The sequence below is a fragment of the Herbaspirillum lusitanum genome, assembly GCF_046025995.1.
GTDB classification, from domain to species: domain Bacteria; phylum Pseudomonadota; class Gammaproteobacteria; order Burkholderiales; family Burkholderiaceae_D; genus Herbaspirillum; species Herbaspirillum lusitanum_A.
On the sequence record NZ_JAQQFM010000006.1, the window covers coordinates 52764 to 77911 of the forward strand.

Below are 25148 nucleotides of genomic sequence, written 5' to 3' on the forward strand. Positions count from 1 at the left end.
GCAACATTCAGGCTGACAACTTAGTCCGCTTACGCCGACAACCAGATGTATTCGCCGCTGGTGTAGTTCATGAAGGCGCCCAGCGGGATCGGTTCAATGCCCTTGATCTTGGTGCTGTAGCCTTCCAGATTGGTGATGAAGACCGGAATGCCGATGCCGCCCTTTTCGTGGATCAGCACCTGCATGTCGGCATACATCTGCTTGCGCTTGGCGAAGTCGGTCTGGCCGCGCGCCTGCACCAGCAACTGATCGAACTGTTCGTTCTTCCAGCCGGACTCGTTCCAGGTGGCGTCCGACTTGAAGAATTGCGTGAACAGGATGTCGGCGCTGGGACGTGGGTTGATGTTGCCGAAACCGAGCGGCACCTTCATCCACTGATTGGACCAGTAACCATCCGCCGGCAGGCGTTTGACGTCCAGCGTCAGGCCGATCTTCTGTGCCGATTGCTGCATCAGCATGGCCATGTCGACCGAACCTGCGGCGGCCACCGAGGCCACCAGCGGGATCGGCGTGCTGCCCAGTACGCCGGCCTTGCCCAGGTGGAACTTGGCCTTGTCCGGATCGTAGGGACGCTGAGGCAGACCGGCGAAGAAGAAACGGTTGGTCGGATCGATAGGCTGATCGTTGGCGACCACGGCGTAACCGCGGAAGGCGGCGGTCTTTATCTGCTGGCGATCAATCAGATACTTCATGCCCAGCGTGAAGTCCATGCTCTTGCCCGGTGCCGAATCCTGGCGGATCACCAGGTCGGAATACAGGCCGGACTTGGTTTCCAGAATGCCGAAATCAGGGGTGGCCTTGATGCGCGAAGTCGAGCGCGGATTGACTTCGTTGATCCAGTGCACGTCGCCCGACAGCAGCGCATTGACGCGCGCCGCTTCGTCGGGAATGCCGAAGATTTCGATCTCGTCCAGATAAGGCATGCCCGGCTTCCAGTATTCGTTGTTGCGCACGCCCACGGTGCGTACGCCCGGGGTGAACTCGGAACACTTGAAGGCGCCGGTGCCGTTGGCCTTGGTGAAGCTGGTGGTGCCGTCGCGGATGATCAGGAATTGTGCAGTGGCCAGAATCACCGGCAGGTCGGCGTTGGGGCCGGTCAGCTTGATCTGCACTTCATTGGCGCCGCTGGCCTTGACCGATTCGATCTGGTCGGCAATCGCCTTGACCTTGGAGCCGGTGGCCGGATCCTTGTGGCGCATCAGCGAGAACACCACGTCGGCCGGCGTCAGCGGCTTGCCGTCGTGGAAGCGCACGTCCTTGCGCAGCTTGACGGTCCACAGCGTGGCGTCGTCGGTATTCATTTCTTCGGCCAGCACCATCACCGGCGCCAGCTTGATGTCGAGCTTGGTGAGGCCGTTGTAGAACAGGTGCGCGCGGGTGTAGTCGGTGGAGTGCGAGGTCTTGGCCGGATCGAGGGTGTCGGCGGTGGAACTGGACTGCGTGGCGATCTTGACCTTGCCGCCGCGTCGCGGTGTGGCCGGGGTGGTCGCCGCCTGCGCAAAGGCGCTGCCGGAGGCGGTCAGCAAACCGCCGGCCGAACTGGCCATGAGGCCGCCGGCCAGCACCGAACGGATCATGGCGCGACGGCTGAAACCGCCGGTTTCTATCAGCGATCCGGAGGCAGCTGCAGTGGTGGCCGATGCGGCAGAAGCAGCGTCGGCGTTCTGCAGGTCTTGTTCAAATTTGCTCTTAGTCATAAATCGCCTCGTCAAGGAAGTAGCACCATCAATCTTGACCGACCACGCTAGCGGGTCGGCCGGTCTTTTTTTGCTGCACCAACAATTCATGCCCGGCGGCGGTGTTGCAGTCCAATTCCATCTGTTGAGGTCTGCTGCGCCGGTTGATTCTTTTCGCCTGCTGCTTGTTTTTCTCTTCCTTCGCGCTTCAGGCCAGCTTGTCGCGCAACTGGTAATACGCACCCACCAGCGGCAAAAACCAGGGCTTGCCGAAATGTCCGGGAATCGGCGGCCAGGCCATGCCGCGCATGGGGTTGGCCTGGACATTGCCTTGCAGCACCTCGGCCATGACTTCGCCCATATGCACCGACATCTGCACCCCGTGGCCGCTGTAGCCGGTGGCGTAATACATGCCCTGATGTACGCCGGCGCGCGGCAGGCGATCGGCCGACATGTCGACCGAACCGCCCCAGCAATAATCGATGCGGGTCTGGCGCAGGGCCGGGAACATCTCGATCATGGCCGCCTGCAGCAGCGCACCGCTTTTGGCATCCGACTTCGGATTGGACATCGCAAAACGCGCACGGCCGCCGAACAGCAGGCGGTTGTCGGGCGTGATGCGGAAATAGTTGCCGATATTCTTGGTAGTCACATAGTTGCGGCGGCCCGGCATGATCTGGTCCAGCAGCGCTTGCGACAGCACTTCGGTGACGATGATGAAGCTGCCGACCGGCACCAGCCGGCGGCGGAAATAGCCCAGCGGTCCGGTGGCGCAACCGCCGGCGGCGATCAGCACCTGTTGTGCGCGCAGGCTGCCTTGTGCGGTCTCTACCATGAACGATTGATCGGGCTGGCGCTGCAGGCCGGTCACCGGCGTCGCTTCAAAAATGCGTGCGCCCTGGCGTGCTGCGGCATGCGCCAGACCGATGCCGAACTTGCCGACATGCATCTGGGCGCTGGTGGTTTGCAGCAAGCCGCCATGAAAATCGCCCCCGCCGATTTCGGACGCCATATCCTGCGGCGCGATCAGTTTCAGGTTGGCATCGATATCCGGGCTCAGATCGCGGAACACCTGTTGCAGTTTGGCGTAATGCTCGGGCTTGGCTGCCACCTTCAGCTTGCCGCAGCGGCGGAAATCGCAATCGATATTTTCATCGGCGACGATGCGCGCCACGGTTTCCACCGCCTGGCTATAGGCGCGATACAGCTCGGTGGCCCTGGCCTTGCCGATCTTGCCGCTCAGCTCCGAAAAGTCGTGCGCCAGTCCGGCGTTGACCTGGCCGCCGTTGCGGCCGGATGCCTCGCCGGCGATGCGGCCGGCTTCCAGCAGCACCACCGAACGATGTTGCTTGCGCAGCGCAAGCGCGGCCGACAGCCCGGTGAAGCCGCCGCCGACCACCACCACGTCGGCTTCGCCGTTCACCGTTCCTGCGGCGCCGCCGCTAAAGCGCGGCGCCGTATCCAGCCAGTACGATTCAAGTTTCATTGGGGCCCAGAAGACAGGAATGGATGAGCTTGCGCCAGTGTGCCGACTTGCCGGCTTACAGCCCGACCACGCCCGGCAAGCCGCCGATGTCGGTGATCTCGGTGTAGCCGTAGTACGGAGTCGACGGCTCATGACCGCGCGCCACATACACCTTGTTCTTGATGCCCATGTCGCTGGCCGGCATCAGATCGTAGCGCAGGCTGGAAGACACGTGCAGCACATCTTCAGGATTGCAGTTGAGGTTGTCCAGCATGTATTCGAAGGCCTTCAGGCGCGGCTTGTAAGCCTGCGCCTGCTGCGCCGTGAAGACCTTGTGGAAGGGCGCGCCGAGCTTGTCGACGTTGTGCTGGATCTGCTCATCGGCGGCGTTGGAGAAGATCACCAGCGGGAATTCCTTGGCCACGCGCGCCAGACCTTCAGGCACGTCGGCATGCGGGCCCCAGCTCGGCACGGCCTGATAGTACTTGCCTGCTTCTTCGTCGCTGACGGCGATGTTCCAGCGGGCGCAGGTGCGCTTGATGGCGTTCTTCAGCACTTCTTCATACGGCTTCCACTGATCCAGCACTTCGTCCAGACGGTAAGCGGCGAACTGGCGCAGGAAAAAGGGCATGTCTTCCGCCGAGACGCGATCGGCAAACATCTCGCGCGCCATGTCCGACATGCGGAAGCGGGTCAGGGTACCGTAGCAATCGAAGGTGATGAATTTAGGCCGGAAGATGCTCATGTGCGTAGTCCTCTGTCAGGTTGGATCAGCCGTCAGGCGCGTTGGCCGACGACTTGAAATTGGGGGCGGAAAACAATGCGGCTTTCTTGCGCAGCAGTCTCCAATCCGGGCCGGACCATTGCGTAATGCTTGCCTTGCTACGTTGATGATTACATCACACACGATCAGCGGGAATATTCCGTTTTGCGAGGGCGACGGCACAGAATCACGTGTTTTGGGCAGGGCAATCAGCATAGCTTGCTGAGCGGTGCAGCAATGCGCTGCGGCGGGGCGTTATTTGATGAAATTCACCGGGCTGGTGCGGATTCCGGCGCTGCCTGCCGCCAAAAATGGCAGAGGCGCTTGTCGCTGTATCCGAATGGCGCGCTTTACGTTTGTCAATTCCGGCAGCGGCAGCGTCGCCGTGGCGCATGCGTATGGCAAAGTAAGTTGCGCCGCATCACGTCGCCATTTTTATGCTGCCGGCAGCCCGGATTCAGCAGATTGTTTCAAGGCCGCCGCCTGCCGTTCATCCTGAGCCCGAGCTCTGCTCATCCTCAGCGCCACCTCAGTCCATCCAGAAATCCGGCCCGGCTTTTGTCAGCTCCTCTTGCATGAACTGCGTCACCAGTTCCACCCGCGCCAGATCGCGCGTGTCGGCGTGCGTCACCAGCCAGTAGGAGCGCGTCAGGCGAATCTGTTCCGGCAGCACGCGCACCAGGCCGGGCTCGTTGCGCGCCATGAAGTGCGGCAGCACGCCGATGCCGGCGCCGCCGGCCAGCGCCATCATCTGCGTGATCACGTTCGACACGCGCAGGTGTGCGCTGATGTCGCGCGCCACCTGCGGCAGATAATCCAGCTCGGGCGTCCACATCAGATCTTCCACATAACCTATCCAGTGATGCCGGCCGAGGTCTTCGCGTTTGCGGATGCGCGCGTGCTGCTCCAGATAGGCCGGCGCCGCATACAGGCCGAGCGCATAGTCGACCAGCTTGTTGGCGTATACCCGGCCCTGTGCCGGGCGCGCCATGCTCACCGCCAGATCGGCTTCGCGCTTGGTCAGGCTGAAGGAACGCGGATTGGCCACCAGTTCGATTTCCAGACCGGGATGAGCGTGCGTGATGCCGGCGATGCGCGGCCCCAGAAAGTAAGTGCCGAAACCCTCAGGTGTGCCGACCCGCACGGTGCCGGTCAGGCTGGCGCTGCCGTCGTCGAGCTGGGCGCGCATGCGCAGCGCCAGTGTCTCGATGGCTTCGGCGTCGCCGAGCAGGCGCTCGCCTTCCGGCGTGAGCACGAAACCGACCGTGCGCCGTTCGAACAGCGGCACGCCCAGCGCCGCCTCCAGCGCCGCAATGCGCCGGCTCAGCGTCGAATGATCGACGCCCATGCGCTGCGCCGCCACCGTCAGGCGGCCGGCGCGCGCCATGGTGAGAAAGGCTTGCAGGTCGTTCCAGTTGAAATCGGACATGGGGTTTGTTGCACAAGCCGATTTCGGCTTTGCGCATTCTTTTGCGGAAATGCCGATGCTATCTTCAAGCCGCGCCGCTGTGCAATAAGAATCCGCTCAGCGGTGTTAGGCTTGCCGGTCTTCGCCAGGTAAGGCGGGGGCGTATATCAGGGCGCCATTGCCGATTTTCATTATTTCAACAGGAGACCTTGCATGTCCTTAGCCGTCGTCGTCGATTTCCTCATCAAGCCGCAGCACGCGGAAGACTTTGCCGTCGCCATTCTCAAGAACGCGCGTGCCTCGGCCGCCAACGAGCCCGGCTGCCGGCAGTTCGACGTCTGTCGCGATCCGGACGACGCCTGCCGTTTCTTTCTCTATGAACTTTACGATGACCATGCCGCCATCGAAGCGCATCGCAGCGCGCCGCATTATCTGGCGATGCAGAAAGAAGTCGGAGACTGGATCGTGCAGCGCGATTTGCGCGTTCTGCAACGGGTGTGATTCTGCGGCCGGCGCTTTTTCGGACCCACGCAAACCGATAAGAGCGCCTGCTAATCCCCCGTTATTGTTCTCTTGCAGCAGCCAGGACCGACGCTATCATCCGCTCTTCACCAATAAAAAAAGGGGAAGCGGATGTTTGACACCTCGGAAAATTTCTTCAAGCCGATTCCATTCATCGCGGACGGCGCATCGGCGCCCTTGCTCGACAAGGAGCAGTTTCCGTTTCTCTACAACAGCGGCGGCAAGCTCGAGCAGCTGGCGCAGCCCAAAGGACGGCTGATCACGATGTCGCCCGAAGAACCCGGACTGGAGATGGGGCAGCGTTACAGCGGCATCCGCCATTGGCCCAAAGAGATCGTCAGTCCCTACGGCAACTATCAGATCACCGAGTTCGACTTCGGCGTGCAGGAAGTGCGCTACGCCAGCCTGCCGGCCAATGCGCGCAACGCGCAGGCCTTCGGCATGACGCTGCTGCATCCCGGCGAATGCGTGCGCTTCCAGTACGACCAACTGGTCATGAGCGACTACACCTATGGCAAGTGGGCCGGCTATCAGTCGCCGTACATCGGCGCGGCGCGCGAGCTGGAGTTGCTGACCATTAATCCCACCGATCTTGAGTTTCACGATTTCCCGCATGTGTTCGTCTCGCGCGATGATGTGCCGCTGGTGATCAGCGTGGCGCGCTGGCGCGTCTATGTGAATGAAATCTCATTGGCCGATTTATGGATTGCACCGGGCGACGCTATTGTGCTGCCGCCCAAGCTGATGCCGCCGCCGCCCGAAGCCGGCATGCCTGAGGAATATGCGCGGCGGCTGGTGGTGGATATGCATGGCAATCGCAATTCGGCGCAGGCCTGCCGTTTCGTCGAAGGCAAGCCAGCGCTGGCGACCACCACCGTGCTGGCCAACAGCACACGAATGAGCGAACCGGAATACGCGCCGCGCTATCACGAAGAAAAGCATGCGACGCTGCACGTGAAGTTACCGTTCTATCAACTTGAACAAGCTGATCAGCTTGCGACGGTGCAGGCGATGCCAGCGGGCGAAATGTCAAAGTAAAGCCTGCCGCGGGGGCGAGGCTGCACGCCGGGTGCGGGTCGCGGCATCGCCTTCTCAGGCCTGAAAGTCGACCCGGAAAATCGCCCCCGCGTTGCCGTTTGCGGCATTGGCAGCATCGGCGGCATTGGCGGCATTGGCGGCATACAGGCGCCAGCCGTGGAAGCCGGCGATTTCCTGGCAGATCGAGAGCCCGAGACCGGCGCCTTCGTCGCGCCGCTCCGGGCCGCGCCAGAAGCGTACGAACAGCATCTCCATCGTCGCCGGCGGGATGCCGGGGCCGTGGTCGCGTACGCTCAGACCCCGGCGCTCGACTTCAATGTAGACCTTGCTGCCGGGCGGCGCGTGGTGCAGGGCATTTTCCAGCAAATTGCGGGTCAGCGCGAACAGCGCACTGCGGTCGGCGCGCTGCATCACGGCATCGTCTGACAAGAGGCTGACGATGAAGACTTGGCGCCGCTGCGCCAGTCGCTGCAAATGCGTGACGGCTTCGCGCACCGGCTCGCGCACATCGATGATTTCCATCGCGTAGTTCTGGCGCTCACTGGCTTCGGCCAGATGCAGCAATTGATTCACCTGGCGCGCCATCTGGTCCAGATCCTTGAGCAATTGCGCGCGGTCTGCAGGCTGATTCTGTTCGTTCAATTCGATCTGGCCGCGTATCAGCGCCAGCGGCGTCTTCAGCTCATGCGCGGCCGAGGCCAGAAAATTCTGCTGCACGCGGAAACCATGTTCGACCCGTTCCAGCGCCTGATTGAAGGCCTGGAACAGCGGCGTCAGTTCGCTCGGGATGTCGCGCGTGGAAAGCCGGGTTGAAAGACTGTCCATCTTGATCGCCGCCGCCGCTTCGGCCGCCACGCGCAGCGGCTTGAGCATGCGATGCAGGATCACCAGCACCACCAGCGTGAAGATGGCCATGGCGATCACCGCCGCCGCGATCCAGGTGTGCTTAGTGTGTCCGCTGTCGTTGTCGAGCATGACTTTCTGCATGCGTTCGCTGCGCATGGCCTGCACGTAAAAGCGCTGGCCGCCATGCGCGAAGCCGCGCGTGTGCACATGCAGATCCTGGCCGTTCAGGGACAGTTCGAAGCGGCTGAGTTGCGGCTCGAAATCCTGACCCGGTCTGGTGTAAGGCCGGCTCGCCGCATCCGAGGACAGCAGCACATGGCCGCTCTGATCGAGCACGCGATAGCCGTTGTCCAGTTTGACGGCATCGTAGGCGGCCTGCATTTTGTAGTCGACGCGCAGGCTGTCGGGCGTGCCGGCAGCATTGAAATGCACGCCGTTTATAAGACGCCCGGCGTCACGCTCCAGCTGGTGCTGCATCAGCCCCTGGGGATTCAAGGCCAGCAGCAGCGACAGGCCCAGGACCACCACGGCGGTGATCAGTGTCAGCAGCAGCGCCACCGCGGTCAGCAGACGGAAAGAGAGACTGTCGCGCAGCACAGCCTTGCCGAATCGAAACTTCATGCGGGCGTGAGTGGCGGTGGTGCGCCTTCATCCTGCAGGGCATAGCCGTGGCCGCGAATATTGACCAGCTGCAGCGTCGAGTCTATGCCGTTCAGCTTGCGTCGCAGACGGTGCAGCGCCACATCCAGCGCGTTCGGCGTGACCGGCTCGGTCAGACCCCAGGCCGCCGCTTCCAGCGCGGTGCGGCGCACCGTCTTGCCGGCTGCGCGCACCAGACTCAGCATTAGTTGCATTTCGGCCGGCGCCAGCGAGATCGATTCTGCGCCGCTGTGCATGCGGCCGGCTTCCGGATCGATGCGCAGGTCGCCGAACTGCGGCGCCAGACTGCGCTGTTGCGCCGGACGCCGCATCAGGGCGCGCACCCGGGCAATCAGTTCTTCCATGGAAAAAGGTTTGGGCAGGTAATCGTCGGCGCCGGCTTCCAGCCCGGCCACCCTATCGTGCAGGGCATCCAGCGCGGTCAGCATCAGGCTGGGCGTGAAGTCGCCGCGCGCCCGCAACTGCTTGAGAAAATCCAGGCCGTCGCCGTCCGGCAGATTGCGATCGATCACCAGCACCGGATAGCTCAGTTGCGCCAGCCCCTGACGCGCCTGCGCAATGCTGGCATAGGCATCGGTTTCGATGCCGGCGCCGGCCAGCGCCTTGCTGATCAGCGCGGCCATGCGTTCATGATCTTCCAGCAGTGCGATGCGATTCATGCCCCAACCATGTCTTGTCAGAATTTATACAGATAACCCAGGCGCAGCGCCGGCGAGCTGGAGCGATCGACCAGCGGGCTGTCGCTGATGGCCGAGCCGTAGCGCGTGACCGAAGCGTCCATTATGAGGGATTGGCTGGCGGTCAGCGCATAGTCCACGCGCAGGCCGGCGGTGAGGTTGACGGTGGAGCCGGCGCTGTAGGCGCGCCGCGCCGAGGTCGCCTCGGACTGGCGCACGCCATAGTAATAGTCGGTGTAATTGCTGCTCAGCCAGGCTGCGCCCAGATGCGGCGTCAGGCGCGCCTTGCCGAAGCTGAAGCCGCGCTCGGCGCCGAGTCGCAGGGTCTGGCCGCTGCTGTTGCCGGAGACATCCCCCAGCCATTCGAGCGAGATGCGCGCCAGCGGGCTGCGCCAGGTAGCGGCGCCGCCGGCCCAGAAGCTGCTCTTGCGGTCTTCCATGCCGTTCAGGATGGCGGCGTCGCCCGAGCTGTAGCCTTCGCCGCTGTATTTGGCGCGCAGGCTGAAATCGACACTGGAGAGGCTGCCCAGCTTGAGATCGGCGGTGGTGCCTTGAAGGCGGAAGCGCGGGCCGTCGTAAGTGATCAGCGGCAGCACCCGCGTCTTGTTGCCGTAGTCGCGATAGGGGCTGCGTTCGACCGACGCGGCCAGGCCCAGGCCCCAGTGGCTGGCGCTGCTGTTTTGGGCTGCTGAGTCATCGGCGGCGCCGGCGGTTTGCGCCATGGCGGGGACTGCCGCAGCGGTAGCGGCCAGCAGCGCAAAACCGATGAAGATGAAAGGCAAGCTGTGACCTGAGCGACGTGGGTTACCTTGATGAAACGACATGCGGACTCCTGTGGCGAGGTGATTGAGCAAATCAGAAGGGAAGGACTGAGGCCGCATGATGGAGGCGTCCGTCTTACTGTTTACTTACCAGGAGGCCGGACACAGGCGTGTTGCCTGTGCAGCGCGGTAAATAACCGTAATGAAAAGCGCCGCCGGCTTGTGCGCGCAGTGGTTCCGGCGCCGCCCGTATTCTCTGCGGCCATGTGCAAGAGATGTGGATTTATGCACAGACTACTTTCCTGTTTGCGTATTGGATTGCGAAAATGTTGGTGCTATCTTTGCCTACAGCAGTCGGCGCTGCAGCCGTTTTTAACGCCTTGCCGCCAGCAGGCGCCGCACACACTGCCAGGTTTTGCCTTGCGACTCGCCAAGTCTTGCTTGTCGTTTGCTTGTCGCTTGCGTGCAGCGCGGGCAGCCATTCAGATCGTTCATAAAAACATTTTTTACGGAGACAACATCATGTCGCTCATCGCTAAATTGAAGGCGCGCGCCGCCAACGGCAAACCGGTCCGCGTGGCCGTTATCGGCGCCGGCAAGTTCGGTTCCATGTATCTGTCGCAGGCGCCGCGCACACCCGGCATCCATCTGGTGGCGGTCGCCGATCTGTCGCCGACCCGCGCCCGCGCTTCGCTGGCCCGCGTCGGCTGGGAAGAGCCGCGCTATCAGGCCAAGTCGCTGCAGGAAGCGGCGCGCAGCGGCTCCACCTTCATCACCGACGATGCCGACGCCATGATCGCCAGCGAATATGTGGATATCGTGATCGACGCCACCGGCAGCCCGGCGGCCGGCATTCACCACGCGCTGCAGTGCTGCGCGCACAAGAAACACATCATCATGGTCAACGTCGAAGCCGACGTGCTGGCCGGCCCGCTGCTGGCGCGTCGCGCCGAAGAAGCCGGCATCATCTATTCCATGGCCTCCGGCGACCAGCCGGCCCTGATCGCCGAAATGGTGGACTGGGCCCGCACCATCGGCATGGAAGTGATCTGCGCCGGCAAGGGCACCAAATATCTGCCCATCTATCACCAGTCGACCCCGGAAACCGTCTGGGGCCACTACGGCTTCTCGGAAGAACAGGTCAACGGCGGCGACTTCAACGCCCAGATGTTCAATTCCTTCCTCGACGGCACCAAGTCGGCGCTGGAAATGGCGGCCGTGTCGAACGGCTGCGATCTGGTGCCCCCCAGCGACGGCCTGATGTTCCCGCCTTGCGGCGTGGACGACATGCCGACCATTCTGCGTCCGACTGCGGACGGCGGCATCCTGCAGCAGCGCGGTACGGTGGAAGTGCTGTCGTCGATCGAGCGTGACGGCCGTCCGGTGTTCCGCGATCTGCGCTGGGGCGTGTATGCAGTGTTCGAAGCGCCTAGCCAATACGTCAAGGACTGCTTCGCGCAATATGGTCTGAAGACCGACGCCAGCGGCCGCTTTGCCGCCAGCTACAAGCCCTATCACCTGATCGGTCTGGAGCTGGGCATTTCGGTGGCCAGCATCGCGGTGCGCAATGAAGCCACCGGCGCCACCACCAACTGGGCCGGCGACGTGGCCGCCACCGCCAAGCGCGCCCTGAAGGCCGGCGAGAAGCTGGACGGCGAAGGCGGCTTCACCGTCTACGGCAAGCTGATGCCGACTGCCGATTCACTGCGCCTGGGCGCCTTGCCCATCGGTCTGGCGCACAACATGGTGCTCAAGAACGATATCCCGGCCGGTCAATCGGTGCGCTGGAGCGACGTCGATTTCGATGCCTCGAAAGAAGCGATCCGCGTGCGCCGCGAGATGGAAGCAATCTTCAGCAAGGAACTCGGCATTCATGCTGAACAGAAGAAGGCGGCCTGATCTCTCGTCTGAGTGAGCAGTAACAGCCGGCAATACCCGACGGGAGGATGCGCTTCATCCTCCCGGAATTTGCATACGCCGACGTGTATGCAAATTCAGAATCTCGCTTCTCCTTTGATGCAATGTCGGATGAGTCTGGTCCCTCAGACGCATTGCATCAGTTTTTAGTGCGGCGAGCGTTTCCATCACCGCCCTCAGCCAGGAAGACCAGAAAAATTTAATCCGCCCGCTTCAATCCACAACCTCAATTCAAAAGCCCTCTAAAGGGCGCCGGAGGAGACATGACACAAAACACACTGGCGCAGCCTGCTGCGCACGCCGGACGTTTCGACGTCTACCGCAAGATCTCGTGGCGCATCATGCCGTTCATCGTGCTGTGCTATCTGGTCGCCTATCTGGACCGCGTCAACGTCGGCTTCGCCAAGCTGCAGATGATGACCGATCTGCATTTCAGCGATGCCGTCTATGGCCTTGGCGCCGGCATTTTCTTCATCGGCTATTTCATCTTCGAAGTGCCCAGCAATCTGATCCTGCACAAGGTCGGCGCGCGGCGCTGGATCGCCCGCATCATGGTGACCTGGGCCATCATCTCGGCGCTGACGCTGTTCGTGCAGACGCCGACCCAGTTCTACGTGGTGCGTTTCTTCCTCGGCGTGGCCGAAGCGGGTTTCTCGCCCGGCATCATGCTGTATCTGACCTACTGGTTTCCGGCCAAGAAACGCGGCTTCGCGCTCGGCTTCTACTACATAGCGATTCCCCTGGCGGGCGTGATTGGCGGTCCGGTGTCCGGCTGGATCCTGGATGCCTTCGCGCAATCGACAGTGATGCGAGGCTGGCAATGGCTGTTCCTGATCGAAGCGATTCCTTCGCTGATCGCCGGCATCGCCGTGCTGTTCCTGATGGTGGACAAGCCGGAGCAGGCGCCGTGGCTGAGCCCGGATGAAAAGCGCGAAGTGGTGGAGGCGATCCGGCGCGAAGACGCCGGCAAGACCACCCACGACAGTTCCGGCTCCTTCATCAAGGATGCGCGTCTGTGGAAACTGGCGGCAGTCTATTTCTGCCAGATCATCGGCCTGTACGGCATCAGCTTCTGGCTGCCGTCCATCATCAAGGGCGCCGGCATCAGCGACAACACCATGATCGGCTGGCTGTCGGCGATTCCTTACCTGTTCGCGATTCCGGCCATCATCCTGACCGGCATCAGCGCCGACCGTTTCCGCTCGCGCCGCATGCACTTTTCGCTGGCATTGGCGGTCGGCGCCATCGGTCTGGCGATGGCCGGCTACGTCGGCAAGGATCCGACGCTGGCGATCATTGCGCTCACCGTGGGCACCGCCGGCACCTTGTCTGCGCTGTCGCTGTTCTGGGGGATTCCATCGGCCTTCCTGGCCGGCACCTCGGCCGCCGCCGGCATCGCCGCCATCAACTGCATCGGCAACCTGGCCGGCTTCGTCTCGCCCTACATGGTGGGCTGGCTCAACGACGTCACCGGCAACGCCCGCATCGGTCTGTATGCAGTCGCCGCCTTCATGCTGCTGGGCGCGCTGCTGGTGCGGATGATTTCGGGGCGGATTGCGGATCAGTAAGTCCGGCACAAGCTTCAGCCTTAATCGAAAGACGGCGGTGATATTTCACCGCCGTTTTCTATTGCCGAAACAGAGGCTCAGAAACGATAGCGGATCGTCGCCGTCAGATTGCGTTCGGCGCCCAGATAGCATTCGCCGTGATAGCAGATGCTGTTGTACTTGCGGTTGAACAGGTTGCTGGCATTGAGACGGAAGCGCCATGGCCCCAGTTCATAGCGCAGCATGGCGCTGGCCAGTGCAAAGCCGCCTTCGGCGGTGGTGTTGGCTTCGTCGTTCTGACGGACGCCGACATAGTTCACGCCGCCGCCCAAACCGAAACCGCCGCCGGCTTCATAGTCCAGCCAGATCGCTGCAGTCTGTCTGGGAATGGTGGCCGGCACCTTGCCGACCTCGGTGCTGTCGGCGCTTTCCAGCACCTTCATGGCCAGCCAGGTCATGGATGCAACCGCATTCAGGCGCGGCGTGATTTCGGTCTTGGCTTCCAGCTCAAGGCCGCGCGAACGCTGCTTGCCGATCTGGCGCGCGTCGCCGGTGAGGTTGTCGTAGGTGACGGTATTGGTCTTGCGCAGATCGAACACGGCGGCCGTGAACAGACTGCGCGAAGCTTCCGGCTGGAACTTGATGCCGGCTTCCAGCTGCTTGCCGCGGCTGGGTTTGAAAGGATGATTGTCGGCATCCAGTCCGCTCGACGGCAGGAAGGATTCGGCATAACTCAGATAGGGCGACCAGCCGTTGCCGAACAGATAGCCGAGCCCGAGCCGGCCGCTGAACATGCTGTCGTTCTGCGTGCTGCTGTTACTGGCGCTGAGATGATTGTCGGTGCGGGTGCGCACATAATCCTGGCGGCCTCCGATGGTCAGCAGCCAGCGCTCATCGATCTTGATCTGGTCCTGCGCATACAGGCCGATCTGGCTCATCGTCTGATTGAAGTTGGCCAGCGGCGTGGTCGCCGCCGGAATGTTCAGGCCGTAGACCGGATTGAGCAGATCCAGATCGGGCGCCGTGCCGCGGAAACGCAGGGCGTCGCCGTCCAGATAATTCCAGTCGACACCGAACAGCAGCGTGTGCGCGGCGACGCCGGTCTGCAGCTTGCCCTGCAACTGGGTATCGAGCGAAGTCTGCTTCAGGCTGTCGTCCCAGGTGCGGGTGCCGCGCGAATAGGTATGGCCGTCGGCTTGCAAGGAATCGACCCACACCACACGGCGATCCAGCGTGATGTCGGTGTAGCGGAAGTTCTGGCGCACGCTCCAGGCGTCGTTCAGATGATGCTCGAACTGATAGCCGAGTGAGGCCTGATTCTGGCGGAAGCGGCTATAAGACGGATCGCCCATCTTGACGCGCGAGAGGCTGCCGTCGCCGGCGATGGCGTAATACGGATCTTCGCCCGAGTCGTTCTTGATGAATTCGCCCAGCAGCGTCAGCGAGGTCGATGCATTCGGCCGCCAGCGCAGCGAGGGCGCCAGCGCATAGCGCGTACGATTTATTTTCTGGCCGTCGGGATAGCGGTCCTGATCGTTGCTGTCGAGCGCCACCCCCAGCAGGCGGTAGCTGAGGTCTTCATTGCTGCTGAATTTGTCGCCCAGATCGAAGGCCAGTTGCTTGCGGTCGAAGCTACCGTATTGCAGCTCGATCTCTTTGATGGATTCGTCGCCGGCCAGTTTGCTGACGCGGTTGATGACGCCGCCGGCTTCGCCCTGGCCGAACATGACCGAGCCCGGCCCGCGCAACACTTCCACACGCTCCAGACCATACAGTTCCGTCATGCGGTAGATCACGCCGAACTGGCTCTGCGGCAGACCATCGCGAAAGCTGCTGGTATTGCCGCTGAAGCCGCGCAGCGACACGTATTCCCAGCCGCGGTTGTCGGGGCCGTAGGGATTGACGGCGATGCCGGGCGTCAGCGCCACCACGTCCATCAGATCCTGCGCCCCGCGCGCCTCGATTTCGGTACGGCCGATGACCGAGATCGACTGCGGGATTTCGATCAGCGCGGTGTCGGTCTTGGTGCCGCTGCGGCTGCGCCTGGCGACATAGCCGTTGACCGGGCCGTCGGCGCTGTCGCGCGCACCATTGACCAGCACCGTGGGCAGGGTCGCGGCAGCGGCCAGGCCGGCAGCGCCGGCGGCGCTGGTCGATGACGCGCCGTCGGCCCGCAGCGAATAAGCGCCGCCGGCGCCGCGCACCAGTTGCAGCGCATGGCCGCGCAGCAATTCCGCAAAGCCTTCGTTGACGCTGTAGCTACCGCTGAGACCTTTGCTGGTCTTGCCCTGAATCAGCGCAGCATCGACCGCCAGTTCGACGTCGGCGGCATGGGCAAACGCCGTCAGCACGCGCTCCAGCGGACCGGCTGCAATGTTGTAGGCGCGTTTTGCTTCGTTCGCGCCTTGAGTGGCCGCCTGGGTTTGCGCATGCGCCGTCGGCGCGGTCAGCGGCAGACCGCTCAAGGCCAGGCCCAGGCTCGCCAGAAACATGGAACGGATCACCGCTGCCGGGGGCCGCAGTCGCAAGCCCGGTGCGGCGGGGTGCCCTGCAGGTGCGGACGTTGGCCTGCCTGAGTTAGTCCTGAGGTGATGCGTATTCTGGCGGGAAGCCATGCGGAGATCCTTTCGGTGCGGAGAATTGTGGAGGTGTTCATCAGGTCTCCCGGACGGAAACGCTAAAACCTCAATCCCGATCGAAAATTTTTTCGGCATGCCCCCAATGAGGGAAATATCTAATTCGCGCGGGCGCGCACCGTAACCCAGTAGCGGGTGCGATAGCTCACCTCCACCGGCAGCGCCAGACTCAGATTGGACAGCGCCTGATCGGTGTCGCGCAGGCGGAATACGCCGGTGACGCGCAGCCCGGCAATAGCCGGCTCGCAGCGCAGCAGGCCGTGCCGGTAGCGGCTCAGTTCAGCCAGGAAGTCATCCATGCGCATGCTTTCCGCGATCAGATTGCCTCCGGCCCAGGCAGCCTTGCTTGCGCTGGCCTCGGATGCATCTGCGGCACTGACCTCGGCGGCGGAGAACCGGGCGCCCTGGCCGGCATCGATGCGCACTGCCGTGGCGTCTGCCTGCTGCGGCCGGATCTCGACCGCGCCTTCGAACACGGCCACCTGCGAATCCGCTCCGTCCTGACGCACCGTGAAGCGGGTGCCGAGCGCGGTCACCCGGCCTTGGCGGCTCTGCACTGAAAACGGCCTGTGCAGCGGCGCCGGGTCGCGGGCGGTGCTCACCAGAATTTCGCCGGCGCGCAGCACGACCAGGCGTTCACGTTCGGTGAAGCGCAAGTCGATGGCGCTGGCGGTATTGAGCACCACGCGGGTGCCGTCCGGCAGCAGCAGTTCGCGGATCTCGCCGGTGCCGCTGCGGAAGTCGGCGGCGGCCATGCGCCAGGTCTCGGTATCATGCGCGGCATAGAGCGCGCCGCCGCCGACCGCGATCAGTCCCAGCATGCGCAAAGTGCGGCGTCGCGAGGCGGCTTTGACGCTGCGTTCGGCGCGGGCGATTTCTGGTTCCAGCAAGGCGTGGCGGGCGACGTCGCGCGGCAAGTCGTCGAGCTTGCCGCTCATGGCCTGCAAAAAGCGCCAGGCGCGCTCATGGTCGGGATGCGCCGCCCGCCATTGCAGACAGGCTTGCCGATCGCTTGCGCTGGCGTCGTCGGCCCAGATGCGCGCGATCCACTCCGAGGCGCGGCGGATGATAGCCGGGTCGATGGGGGCGTGCAGCGGCGGGGCGGGCATGGTAGCGGGGGCGGGTTGTGGCGAGCAGTGCCGGCTCAGCCGGGCAGCTGATGCAGGCCGGGATGCAAGCCCTGCATGCAAGCCTGGTAGCAGGCCTGAAAGCCGGCGGCGATGTATTTTTCCACCGACGACTGCGAGACGCCCAGCCGCCCGGCGATTTCACGGTAGCTCAAGCCGTCCAGCTTGAACATCAGCAGCGCCATGCGCGCCTTGCCCGACAGCGCGTGCAGGATAGTATCGATTTCGATCAGGGCTTCCAGCACCAGCGCCTTCTGTTCTTCCGACGGCAGCGCCGGTTCCGGCAGATGGCAGAGAGTTTCCAGATAGGCCGCCTCAAGCCGGCGGCGCCGATGCAGATCGATCACCAGACCGTTGGCGATCTGTGTCAGAAAGGGGCGCGACTGCTCGGCTTGCGGTGAGCGGCCCGACACCATCAGGCGCAAATAGGTGTCGTGCGCGATATCGGCGGCGTCGAAGGCATTGCCGAGTTTCTTGCGCAGCCAGCCGCGCAACCAGCCGTGATGGTCGGTGTACAGCGCTTCAAGCGAAGGCAGGGGAGCAAGAGGGGAGTCGGCCGCTGACATGGTGTCCGGATTCTCGAATGAATGTTATGTGCAAATAAGAATTGTTCGCAATTGTAGGGGCGGGACGATCTTAAGGCAAGGCTGGGCGGGCTTCTGTTGCCGATCGTCCATTGCCCGGGCGCAATCAAGGCGCTGATATCCCGGCGCCCGCTTTTGACTTGTCCATCCAGCAAAATCTTCATCTGTGTAAAAATGGCGTCCTCTGCGGAAATGACAGGCCGGACAGCATTGATGGCGCCGGCGGCGTTCCACGCATCGAATTCAAAGACATCAAGAGAAGGAAGCACCGTGATCTTGCGCAATCGTTTTTTTCAGCAACTCCTGCCGCTGTGCGCCCTCGGCGCCGTGCTGACGTTCAGCGCCGCGGCTCAGGCTCAGAGCCCCATCAGGATCGGCGAGATCAACAGCTACAAGGCGCAGCCGGCTTTTCTTGAGCCCTACCGCAATGGCTGGGAAATGGCGCTGGGAGAAATCAATGCCGGCGGCGGCGTGCTCGGCAAGAAGCTGGAAGTGATCGCGCGCGACGATAACGGCAATCCCGGCGATTCGGTGCGCGTGGCGGAAGAGCTGGTGGCGCGGGAACGCGTGAGCCTGCTGTTCGGCGGTTTTCTTTCCAACACCGGGCTGGCGCTGGCCGACTACGCCAAGCGCCGCAAGATTTTCTTCCTCGCGGCCGAGCCGCTGACCGACAAGCTGGTCTGGGAAAACGGCAACAAATACACCTATCGCCTGCGGCCTTCGACCTACATGCTGGTGGCCTCGCTGGTGAAGGAAGCGGCCAGGCTGAAGAAGAAGCGCTGGGCCATCGTCTATCCCAATTATGAATACGGCCAGACCTCGGTCGCCAGCTTCAAGAAGCTGCTGAAAGAGGCGCAGCCGGATGTCGAGTTCGTCGCCGAACAGGCGCCGCCGCTGGGCAAGATCGACGCCGGCGCGGTGACGCAGGCGCTGGCGGATGCCAAGCCGGATGCCATCTTCAATGCCTTGTTCGCGGCCGACCTCGGCAAGTTCGTGCGTGAAGGCAATACCCGCGGTCTGTTCGAAGGCCGCGAAGTGGTGTCGATGCTCACCGGCGAGCCGGAATATCTGGATCCGCTGAAGGGCGAAGCGCCGGTCAACTGGATCGTCACCGGCTATCCCTGGTACGCGCTGACCACGACTGAGCACAAGAAATTCGTCGATGCCTATCGCAGGAAATTCAACGACTATCCGCGTAACGGTTCGCTGGTCGGCTATTCGGCGCTGATGTCGATTGCGGCCGGTCTGAAAAAGGCCGGCAGCGTCGATTCCGACAAGCTGGCGGCGGCATTTTCCGGCCTCAAGGTGGATACGCCGGTCGGCCAGATCACTTATCGCGCGCAGGATCACCAGTCGACGCTGGGCGCCTTCGTCGGCCGCACCGGCGTCAAGGACGGCAAGGGCATCATGACCAGCTTCACCTATGTCGACGGCGCTACGCTGCAGTTGCCCGATGCCGAAGTGAAGAAGCTGCGTCCGGCTGACTGAAACATTCCTTGCGACGGGAAGCATGGCAGGCAAAACAGAAGCGCGGCGTTGCCTGACGCTTTTTCCGGCCTGCGACTCGGGATCACGCAATAGCCGTTGATCGATCTTCCGATTCCCCCCTTCCTCCCGAACCACGAGCGCAACACCGATGACACTTTCCGGCTTGCTGGTGCAAATGATCAACGGCCTGGCCGATGCGTCCGCCATGTTTCTGGTGGCGGCCGGCTTGTCGCTGATCTTCGGCGTCACGCGCATCGTCAACTTCGCCCACGGTTCGTTCTACATGCTGGGCATCTTCATCGTCTACACCCTGGTGGGCCTGATCGGCGCCAGCGGTCTCGGTTTCTGGAGCGCGGTCTTGCTGGCGGCGCTGGCCACCGGCCTGCTTGGGGCGGTGGTGGAGATCGTGATTCTGCGCCGCATCTATCGTGCCCCCGAACTGTTCCAGCTGCTGGCGACCTTCGCGCTGGTGCTGGTGCTGAAAGACGCCGCGCTGTATGTGTGGGGGCCGGAGGATTTGTTCGCACCGCGTGCGCCGGGTTTGTCCGGCTACGTCGAATTGCTGGGCCGCCGTCTGCCGCAATACGATCTGGTGCTGATCCTGATCGGGCCGCTGGTGTTCGGCCTGCTGTGGCTGCTGCTCAATCGCACGCGCTGGGGCACGCTGATCCGCGCCGCCACGCAGGATCGCGAAATGGCCGGCGCGCTCGGCATCAACCAATCCTGGCTGTTCACCGGTGTGTTTGCGCTGGGCTGTTTTCTGGCGGGCCTGGGCGGCGCCTTGCAGGGGCCGCGCATGCCGGCCAATCTGGCGCTGGATCTGGAAACCATCGGCAATGCATTCGTGGTGGTGGTGGTCGGCGGGATGGGCTCGATCGGCGGCGCGTTTCTGGCGGCCTTGCTGATTGCCGAGATCAAGGCGCTGTGCATTGCCTTCGGTCAGGTGTCGTTCGCCGGCATCGAGGTCTCGCTGTCCAAGCTGACGCTGGTGGTGGAGTTTCTGGTGATGGCGGCGATTCTGGTGGTGCGTCCCTGGGGTTTGCTGGGACGGCCGCAGCCGCAAGTGCGCGCCGGCGCCTTCGATGAAACGCCGCTGCATCCTGCCGCGCCATGGCAGCGCCGTCTGGTCTGGGGCGGGCTTGCCTTGTTGCTGGCGGCGCCTGTGCTGGCGCCGGTCTTTCCGTATCTGACGGTGCTGCTGGTGGAAATCCTGATCGCGATTCTGTTTGCCGCCAGCCTGCATTTCATCATGGGGCCGGGCGGCATGGCTTCCTTCGGTCACGCCGCCTATTTCGGTCTCGGCGCCTATGCCGCGGCGCTGGTCTTGCTGCGCCTGCATGCGCCGATGGAGCTGGCCCTGTTGGCCGGGCCGCTGGCCGGTGCGCTGGGCGCCTTGCTGTTCGGCTGGTTCTGCGTGCGCTTGTCGGGCGTGTATCTGGCGATGCTGACGCTGGCCTTCGCACAGATCGTGTGGGCCATCGTGTTTCAGTGGGATGAAATGACCGGCGGCAGCAATGGTCTGATCGGGGTGTGGCCGGCGCCGTGGCTGGCGTCGCCCACGGCTTACTACTATCTGGCGCTGGGCTTCAGCGCGGCCGGTGTCTGGCTGCTGCGGCGCGTGCTGTTCTCACCCTTCGGCTACGCCATGCGCGCCGGCCGCGACTCGCCCTTGCGCGCCGACGCCATCGGTATCGACGTCAAGCGCATGCAGTGGCTGGCCTTCGTCATCGCCGGTGCGTTTTGCGGCATGGCCGGCAGTCTGTTTGCGTTTTCCAAGGGCAGTATCTCGACCGAGGCGATCAGCATCGCCCGATCGGTCGACGGCCTGGTCATGGTCATGCTGGGCGGGGTGCAGACGCTGGCCGGGCCGGTGGTCGGCGCCGCCGCATTCACCTGGCTGCAGGACTTGATTGCGCGTGAGACCGATTACTGGCGCGCGCTGCTGGGGGTGACGATACTGGCGCTGGTGCTGCTGTTCCCGGCCGGTATCGCCGGCTATTTCGGCCAGCTAGCCCAACGCTTCGGCGGCCCGGCGGCGGACAAGCGCAGCAGCGGGGAGGCGCCATGAGCCTGTTGCAGATCGATCGCATCAGCAAGACCTTCGGCGGCGTGCAGGCGGTCAAGGAGGTTTCCTTCGAATTGCCGGCCGGGCAGTTGCTGGCGCTGCTGGGGCCGAACGGCGCCGGCAAGTCCACCTGCTTCAACATGCTCAACGGCCAGACCCGGCCGGACAGCGGCAGCGTGCGTTTCGACGGCCGCGACATCACGGGCATGCGGCCGCGCGCCATCTGGCGTCTCGGCGTCGGCCGCACTTTTCAGATTTCCGCCACCTTCGCCTCCATGAGCGTGCTGGAAAACGTGCAGATGGCCTTGCTGTCGCGCGAGCGCAAGCTGTTCCAGTTGTGGCGGCCGGCGGCTTGCTTCTATCGCGACGAAGCCATGCAACTGCTGGGGCAGGTCGGCATGGCGGCGCAGGCGCAGCGCTCGTGCGCGGTGCTGGCCTATGGCGACGTCAAGCGCGTGGAGCTGGCGATTGCGCTGGCCAATCGCCCACGGCTGCTGCTGATGGACGAGCCCACCGCCGGCATGGCGCCGGGTGAACGCAATGCCTTGATGGCGCTGGTCAAGCAGCTGGTGGTCGAGCACCAGCTGGCGGTGCTGTTCACCGAGCACAGCATGGACGTGGTGTTCGCCTTTGCCGACCGCATGATCGTGCTGGCGCGCGGCGAACTGATCGCGGAAGGGGACGGCGATGCCATCCGTCGTCATCCGCGTGTGCAGGAGGTGTATCTGGGCAGCGGCAAGAGCTTCGAAACGCAGCCTGATGTGAATGCAGGCGGAGGTGCGGCATGAGCGCGGTCGATCAGACCGGCGAGCCGGCAGACCTGCTGCTCGACGTGCAAGGCCTCAAGGCCTTTTACGGTCGCGCGCAGATTCTGTTCGACCTCGCGCTGCAAGTGCGGCGCGGTGAAGTGGTGGCGCTGATGGGGCGCAACGGCGCCGGCAAATCGACCACCATGAAAGCGCTGATGGGTTTGCTCGACGGCGCCGGCGGTCATGCCGAGGGCCGCATCCGTTTTCGCGGTGAAGATATTTCCGGCGCGCGTGCGCATCGCATTGCGCGCATGGGCATGGGCTATGTGCCGGAAGACCGGCGCATCTTTTCCGATCTGACGGTGATGGAAAATCTGGAAGTCGGGCGTCAGCCGCCGCGCGCCGACGCCGTGCACTGGACGCCGGAAAAACTGTTCCGCCTGTTTCCCAATCTGGGCGAGATGCCGCAACGCCCCGGCGGCCAGATGAGCGGCGGCGAGCAGCAGATGCTGACGGTGTCGCGCACCTTGATGGGCAATCCCTATCTGGTACTGCTGGACGAACCCTCGGAAGGCGTGGCGCCGGTGATCGTGGAGCAGATGGCGGCGATGATTCTGCAGCTCAAGCAGGCCGGCATGTCCATTCTGCTGTCGGAACAGAATCTGCATTTTGCGGCGCTGGTCAGCGACCGCGTCTATGTGCTGGAAAACGGTCAGCTGCGTTATCAGAATACGATGGCGGCGCTCACTGCAGATGAAGCCGCGCGGCGCGCTTATCTGGCGGTGTGAGCGCCATGCTCTAAGCAGACTTGCTGACCCGATAAACGCAACGGCGCGCGCCCGACAGCAGATGATCTTCGCGCTCGACCGTAGCCTCGCTGCCCAATACTTCGCGGAACAAGTCCAGCTCGGAGCGGCAAAAGCCCTGGCAACTGCGCGCTGCGGCGCAGATCGGGCAATGGTCCTCGATCAGCAGCCAGTCCTTGCCTTGCTTTTCCACGCGCGCCATATAGCCTTCGGCATTGCGCAGGCCGGCCAGTCTTTCCACGCGCGACTTCAGTGAGCTGAGTCCGGCGCAGGCTTGCAGGTAATGGCCGCGCATCTCGTTTTCGCGCTGGGCGATCAGCTTGTCCATTCCCTGTTCGCCGAACAGTGTGCGGATCGAGCCTATCAGTTGCACCGTCAGTTCCTTGTGGGCGTCGGGGAAGCGCGCATAGCCGGCTTCGCTCAGTTCCCAGTGCTGGCGCGGGCGCCCGGCGCCGGATGGCGCTTGCGCGCTGCCCATGATCAGGCCTTCTGCGAGCAGCTTCTGCACCTGCAGGCGCGCCGCTTCGGCGGTGATGTCGAGTTCCTGCGCCAGCGTCGCGGTCGAAGCCGCACCCTGCGTCTTCAGGCGCATCAGCATGCGGTCGGTGGTGGCCGACGGCACTTGCTGAGTTTGCAGGGTGCTCTGATTATCCAAATTTTTACTTGTATATTTCATGGCGACGTCTTAGTATGCAGGCTTAAATATCCAAATAATTTCTTGGTTAATTGCCGCATCATAAGCGGCCCCAGCCAACTTGTCGAGCCTGCCATGAACAACAACACCCGCTCCGAGCCACCTGTGCCGGATACTTCGGCTTCTTCGGCCGCCGCTTCCGCCTCCTGGGGCGAGCTGTTCGACCGCCGCAATATCTGGCGTGCGCTGGCGCTCACCGGCGGTGTGGCGCTGCATGCCATCAATGTGCACATCGTCACCACCATCCTGCCATCGGTGGTGCGCGATATCGGCGGTCTCGATTACTACGCCTGGAACATCACGCTGTTCGTCGCTGCCTCCATCGTCGGCTCGGCGCTGACCAGCAAGCTGCTGGACCTGCTCGGTGCTCGCCCGACTTATCTGCTGGCGCTGCTGGTGTTCGTGGCCGGCTCGCTGATCTGCGCGGCGGCACCGCAGATGTTGTGGATGCTGGCCGGGCGCAGCGTGCAGGGACTGGGCGGCGGTCTGTTGGCGGCGCTCGGCTATGCGCTGATCCGCGTGGTGTTCGCACCGCGTCTGTGGTCGCGTGCGGTGGCGCTGGTGTCTGGCATGTGGGGCATCGCCACCTTGCTGGGGCCGGCCGTCGGCGGCATCTTCGCCGAGAGCGGCAACTGGCGTCTGGCGTTCTGGGCGCTGTTGCCGGTGGCCTTGTTGCAGGCGCTGATCGTGACGATGCAATTGCGCGGTCGCGGCACCGCGCCCGTCACCGGCGGCAGCTTGCCGGCATTTCGCATTGCCTTGCTGACCGCATCGGTGCTGGCGATTGCGCTGGCCGGACAGGTGCAGGAGCCGTTATGGCAAATCGGCGGCATCGTCATCGGCGTCTTGCTGGCGGTGTGGATGGCGCGGCTGGACAGCCGCATGCGGCGCGCCGGCGCCACCACCGTTTTCCCCAAGGGCACTTACCAGCCGGGCAGCGTGATGGGCAAATTGTTTGCCTGCGTCGCGTTGCTGACCATTGCCACCACCACTGAAATCTTCGTGCCGTATTTCCTGCAAGTGATTCATGGCCAGCCGCCTTTGCTGGCCGGCTACATGACTGCCGCCATGGCCGGCGGCTGGAGCGCCGCTTCGCTGATCAGTTCCGGGCGCAGCGGCGCGTCGGCCGATCGCATGGTGCGCAGCGGTCCTTTGATCATGGCGATGGCATTGCTGGCGCTGGGCGTCTTGCTGCCGCAGCCGCCGGACTTGTCGCCGCTCTTGCCGTGGCTGCAGGTGCTGGCGCTGGCCGGCGCCGGACTCGGGGTCGGCCTGGGCTGGCCGCATCTGTTGACGCGGGTGCTGCAATCGGCCGAGCGCGGAGAAGAAAATCTGGCCTCGTCGTCAATCACCACCGCGCAGTTGTATGCGATGGCGGTCGGTGCGGCGCTGGCCGGGGTGGCGGCCAACGGCGCCGGGCTGGTGCAGCCGGGCGGTGTGGAAGGCGCGCAGATGGCGGCGCGCTGGCTGTTCGCAGTGTTTGCGGCGGCGCCGCTGCTGGCAGCCTGGCTCACGCGCGGCCTGTCGCGCCAACTGGCGCGTTCATCTGCGGCGCAGCGCTCGCGCACAGTGGAACAGGGCCGGTGAACACGCGCAGCGACAACATGCTGGCCGCGCCGGCTGAATTGCGTGAGGCCCTTGAGCGGGAAGCAGGGCAGCGCGACGCCATTGCATATCAGTTGCTGCTCAATGAATTTGATCTGTTGTGGAGTCGGCTGC

The 25148-nt window shown here is 63.5% G+C and carries 21 protein-coding genes; 10 read left to right on the top strand and 11 right to left on the bottom strand.

Features of this window, described 5'->3' with window-relative positions; all coding sequences use genetic code 11:
* Positions 1–29: 29 nt before the first annotated feature.
* The 3 genes from PQR62_RS14115 to PQR62_RS14125 all read right to left on the bottom strand — a co-directional run bounded on the left by PQR62_RS14115 (position 30) and on the right by PQR62_RS14125 (position 3886).
* Positions 30–1577 carry an ABC transporter substrate-binding protein gene (locus tag PQR62_RS14115; protein WP_408158964.1) on the bottom strand — a complete coding sequence of 516 codons (1548 nt, stop codon included), beginning with the start codon at positions 1575–1577 and terminating at the stop codon, positions 30–32.
* 307 nt (positions 1578–1884) lie between these two features.
* A complete protein-coding gene (locus PQR62_RS14120; RefSeq protein WP_408158601.1) occupies positions 1885–3162 on the bottom strand; it encodes an NAD(P)/FAD-dependent oxidoreductase in 1278 nt (425 codons plus the stop codon).
* 55 nt (positions 3163–3217) lie between these two features.
* Positions 3218–3886: a haloacid dehalogenase type II gene (locus PQR62_RS14125; protein WP_408158602.1), complete on the bottom strand. Its 669-nt coding sequence runs from the start codon at positions 3884–3886 to the stop codon at positions 3218–3220.
* Between the two features lie 280 nt (positions 3887–4166).
* Between PQR62_RS14125 and PQR62_RS14130 the strand changes: the two genes are divergently transcribed.
* Positions 4167–4403, top strand: a complete 237-nt coding sequence (locus PQR62_RS14130) for a hypothetical protein (RefSeq protein WP_408158603.1) — start codon at positions 4167–4169, stop codon at positions 4401–4403.
* Between the two features lie 30 nt (positions 4404–4433).
* Here the strand turns inward: PQR62_RS14130 and PQR62_RS14135 are convergent, their stop codons facing one another.
* Positions 4434–5333: a LysR family transcriptional regulator gene (locus PQR62_RS14135; RefSeq protein ID WP_408158604.1), complete on the bottom strand. Its 900-nt coding sequence runs from the start codon at positions 5331–5333 to the stop codon at positions 4434–4436.
* A 192-nt stretch (positions 5334–5525) separates the two neighbouring features.
* Here PQR62_RS14135 and PQR62_RS14140 point away from each other — a divergent pair, with 192 nt between their 5' ends.
* Both PQR62_RS14140 and PQR62_RS14145 read left to right on the top strand, forming a co-directional pair.
* A complete protein-coding gene (locus PQR62_RS14140; RefSeq protein WP_408158605.1) occupies positions 5526–5813 on the top strand; it encodes a putative quinol monooxygenase in 288 nt (95 codons plus the stop codon).
* A gap of 132 nt (positions 5814–5945) precedes the next feature.
* Positions 5946–6872 (top strand): hypothetical protein, encoded by a 927-nt coding sequence (locus PQR62_RS14145; RefSeq protein WP_408158606.1) that lies wholly within the window; start codon positions 5946–5948, stop codon positions 6870–6872.
* 54 nt (positions 6873–6926) lie between these two features.
* Here PQR62_RS14145 and PQR62_RS14150 read toward each other — a convergent pair whose 3' ends face one another.
* Genes PQR62_RS14150 through PQR62_RS14160 form a run of 3 tightly spaced genes read right to left on the bottom strand, consistent with a single transcriptional unit; the run spans position 6927 to position 9879 of the window.
* A complete protein-coding gene (locus PQR62_RS14150) occupies positions 6927–8339 on the bottom strand; it encodes a sensor histidine kinase (protein WP_408158607.1) in 1413 nt (470 codons plus the stop codon).
* On the bottom strand, positions 8336–9037 hold the full coding sequence (locus PQR62_RS14155) for a response regulator transcription factor (RefSeq protein WP_408158608.1): 702 nt from the start codon (positions 9035–9037) through the stop codon (positions 8336–8338). The genes PQR62_RS14150 and PQR62_RS14155 overlap by 4 nt, the downstream gene beginning before the upstream one ends.
* A 17-nt stretch (positions 9038–9054) precedes the next feature.
* Positions 9055–9879 (bottom strand): MipA/OmpV family protein, encoded by an 825-nt coding sequence (locus tag PQR62_RS14160; RefSeq protein ID WP_408158609.1) that lies wholly within the window; start codon positions 9877–9879, stop codon positions 9055–9057.
* A 459-nt stretch (positions 9880–10338) separates the two neighbouring features.
* On the opposite strand from PQR62_RS14160, the gene PQR62_RS14165 reads away from it, so the two are divergent.
* Positions 10339–11715, top strand: a complete 1377-nt coding sequence (locus PQR62_RS14165; RefSeq protein ID WP_408158610.1) for an NAD(P)H-dependent oxidoreductase — start codon at positions 10339–10341, stop codon at positions 11713–11715.
* Between the two features lie 281 nt (positions 11716–11996).
* Entirely contained in the window at positions 11997–13301 is a 1305-nt protein-coding gene (locus PQR62_RS14170; RefSeq protein ID WP_408158611.1) for an MFS transporter, read from the top strand.
* Positions 13302–13378: 77 nt separating this feature from the next.
* On the opposite strand, the gene PQR62_RS14175 is transcribed toward PQR62_RS14170, so the two are convergent.
* From PQR62_RS14175 to PQR62_RS14185, 3 genes are all read right to left on the bottom strand, one after another.
* Positions 13379–15772: a TonB-dependent siderophore receptor gene (locus tag PQR62_RS14175; RefSeq protein ID WP_408158612.1), complete on the bottom strand. Its 2394-nt coding sequence runs from the start codon at positions 15770–15772 to the stop codon at positions 13379–13381.
* 242 nt (positions 15773–16014) lie between these two features.
* Positions 16015–17025, bottom strand: a complete 1011-nt coding sequence (locus PQR62_RS14180) for a FecR domain-containing protein (protein ID WP_408158613.1) — start codon at positions 17023–17025, stop codon at positions 16015–16017.
* 35 nt (positions 17026–17060) lie between these two features.
* The gene (locus PQR62_RS14185; RefSeq protein WP_408158614.1) at positions 17061–17609 is read right to left on the bottom strand and encodes a sigma-70 family RNA polymerase sigma factor; all 549 of its coding nucleotides are present in this window, start codon (positions 17607–17609) and stop codon (positions 17061–17063) included.
* 288 nt (positions 17610–17897) lie between these two features.
* Here PQR62_RS14185 and PQR62_RS14190 point away from each other — a divergent pair, with 288 nt between their 5' ends.
* The 4 genes from PQR62_RS14190 (at position 17898) to PQR62_RS14205 (ending at position 22717) form a co-directional block, all read left to right on the top strand.
* The gene (locus PQR62_RS14190) at positions 17898–19115 is read left to right on the top strand and encodes an ABC transporter substrate-binding protein (RefSeq protein ID WP_408158615.1); all 1218 of its coding nucleotides are present in this window, start codon (positions 17898–17900) and stop codon (positions 19113–19115) included.
* A 148-nt stretch (positions 19116–19263) separates the two neighbouring features.
* A complete protein-coding gene (locus tag PQR62_RS14195; RefSeq protein WP_408158616.1) occupies positions 19264–21183 on the top strand; it encodes an ABC transporter permease in 1920 nt (639 codons plus the stop codon).
* Complete coding sequence (locus PQR62_RS14200) at positions 21180–21968, top strand: ABC transporter ATP-binding protein (protein ID WP_408158617.1); 789 nt, start codon at positions 21180–21182, stop codon at positions 21966–21968. Before PQR62_RS14195 ends, PQR62_RS14200 begins: the two co-directional genes overlap by 4 nt.
* Positions 21965–22717 carry an ABC transporter ATP-binding protein gene (locus PQR62_RS14205; RefSeq protein ID WP_408158618.1) on the top strand — a complete coding sequence of 251 codons (753 nt, stop codon included), beginning with the start codon at positions 21965–21967 and terminating at the stop codon, positions 22715–22717. Before PQR62_RS14200 ends, PQR62_RS14205 begins: the two co-directional genes overlap by 4 nt.
* A gap of 10 nt (positions 22718–22727) precedes the next feature.
* On the opposite strand, the gene PQR62_RS14210 is transcribed toward PQR62_RS14205, so the two are convergent.
* Positions 22728–23411 carry a helix-turn-helix transcriptional regulator gene (locus PQR62_RS14210; protein WP_408158619.1) on the bottom strand — a complete coding sequence of 228 codons (684 nt, stop codon included), beginning with the start codon at positions 23409–23411 and terminating at the stop codon, positions 22728–22730.
* A 93-nt stretch (positions 23412–23504) separates the two neighbouring features.
* Between PQR62_RS14210 and PQR62_RS14215 the strand changes: the two genes are divergently transcribed.
* Positions 23505–25016, top strand: coding sequence for an MFS transporter (locus tag PQR62_RS14215; protein WP_408158620.1), 1512 nt, complete (start codon positions 23505–23507; stop codon positions 25014–25016).
* Positions 25017–25148 lie beyond the last annotated feature (132 nt).

Coding starts and splice junctions, on each gene's coding strand:
- PQR62_RS14215 (WP_408158620.1), top strand. CDS start 23,505: ATGAACAACAACACCCGCTCCGAGCCACCTGTGCCGGATACTTCGGCT.
- PQR62_RS14125 (WP_408158602.1), bottom strand. CDS start 3,886: ATGAGCATCTTCCGGCCTAAATTCATCACCTTCGATTGCTACGGTACC.
- PQR62_RS14135 (WP_408158604.1), bottom strand. CDS start 5,333: ATGTCCGATTTCAACTGGAACGACCTGCAAGCCTTTCTCACCATGGCG.
- PQR62_RS14160 (WP_408158609.1), bottom strand. CDS start 9,879: ATGTCGTTTCATCAAGGTAACCCACGTCGCTCAGGTCACAGCTTGCCT.
- PQR62_RS14195 (WP_408158616.1), top strand. CDS start 19,264: ATGACACTTTCCGGCTTGCTGGTGCAAATGATCAACGGCCTGGCCGAT.
- PQR62_RS14165 (WP_408158610.1), top strand. CDS start 10,339: ATGTCGCTCATCGCTAAATTGAAGGCGCGCGCCGCCAACGGCAAACCG.
- PQR62_RS14175 (WP_408158612.1), bottom strand. CDS start 15,772: ATGTTTCTGGCGAGCCTGGGCCTGGCCTTGAGCGGTCTGCCGCTGACC.
- PQR62_RS14180 (WP_408158613.1), bottom strand. CDS start 17,025: ATGCCCGCCCCGCCGCTGCACGCCCCCATCGACCCGGCTATCATCCGC.
- PQR62_RS14140 (WP_408158605.1), top strand. CDS start 5,526: ATGTCCTTAGCCGTCGTCGTCGATTTCCTCATCAAGCCGCAGCACGCG.
- PQR62_RS14170 (WP_408158611.1), top strand. CDS start 11,997: ATGACACAAAACACACTGGCGCAGCCTGCTGCGCACGCCGGACGTTTC.
- PQR62_RS14145 (WP_408158606.1), top strand. CDS start 5,946: ATGTTTGACACCTCGGAAAATTTCTTCAAGCCGATTCCATTCATCGCG.
- PQR62_RS14120 (WP_408158601.1), bottom strand. CDS start 3,162: ATGAAACTTGAATCGTACTGGCTGGATACGGCGCCGCGCTTTAGCGGC.
- PQR62_RS14150 (WP_408158607.1), bottom strand. CDS start 8,339: ATGAAGTTTCGATTCGGCAAGGCTGTGCTGCGCGACAGTCTCTCTTTC.
- PQR62_RS14130 (WP_408158603.1), top strand. CDS start 4,167: ATGAAATTCACCGGGCTGGTGCGGATTCCGGCGCTGCCTGCCGCCAAA.
- PQR62_RS14210 (WP_408158619.1), bottom strand. CDS start 23,411: ATGAAATATACAAGTAAAAATTTGGATAATCAGAGCACCCTGCAAACT.
- PQR62_RS14155 (WP_408158608.1), bottom strand. CDS start 9,037: ATGAATCGCATCGCACTGCTGGAAGATCATGAACGCATGGCCGCGCTG.
- PQR62_RS14200 (WP_408158617.1), top strand. CDS start 21,180: ATGAGCCTGTTGCAGATCGATCGCATCAGCAAGACCTTCGGCGGCGTG.
- PQR62_RS14185 (WP_408158614.1), bottom strand. CDS start 17,609: ATGTCAGCGGCCGACTCCCCTCTTGCTCCCCTGCCTTCGCTTGAAGCG.
- PQR62_RS14205 (WP_408158618.1), top strand. CDS start 21,965: ATGAGCGCGGTCGATCAGACCGGCGAGCCGGCAGACCTGCTGCTCGAC.
- PQR62_RS14115 (WP_408158964.1), bottom strand. CDS start 1,577: ATGATCCGTTCGGTGCTGGCCGGCGGCCTCATGGCCAGTTCGGCCGGC.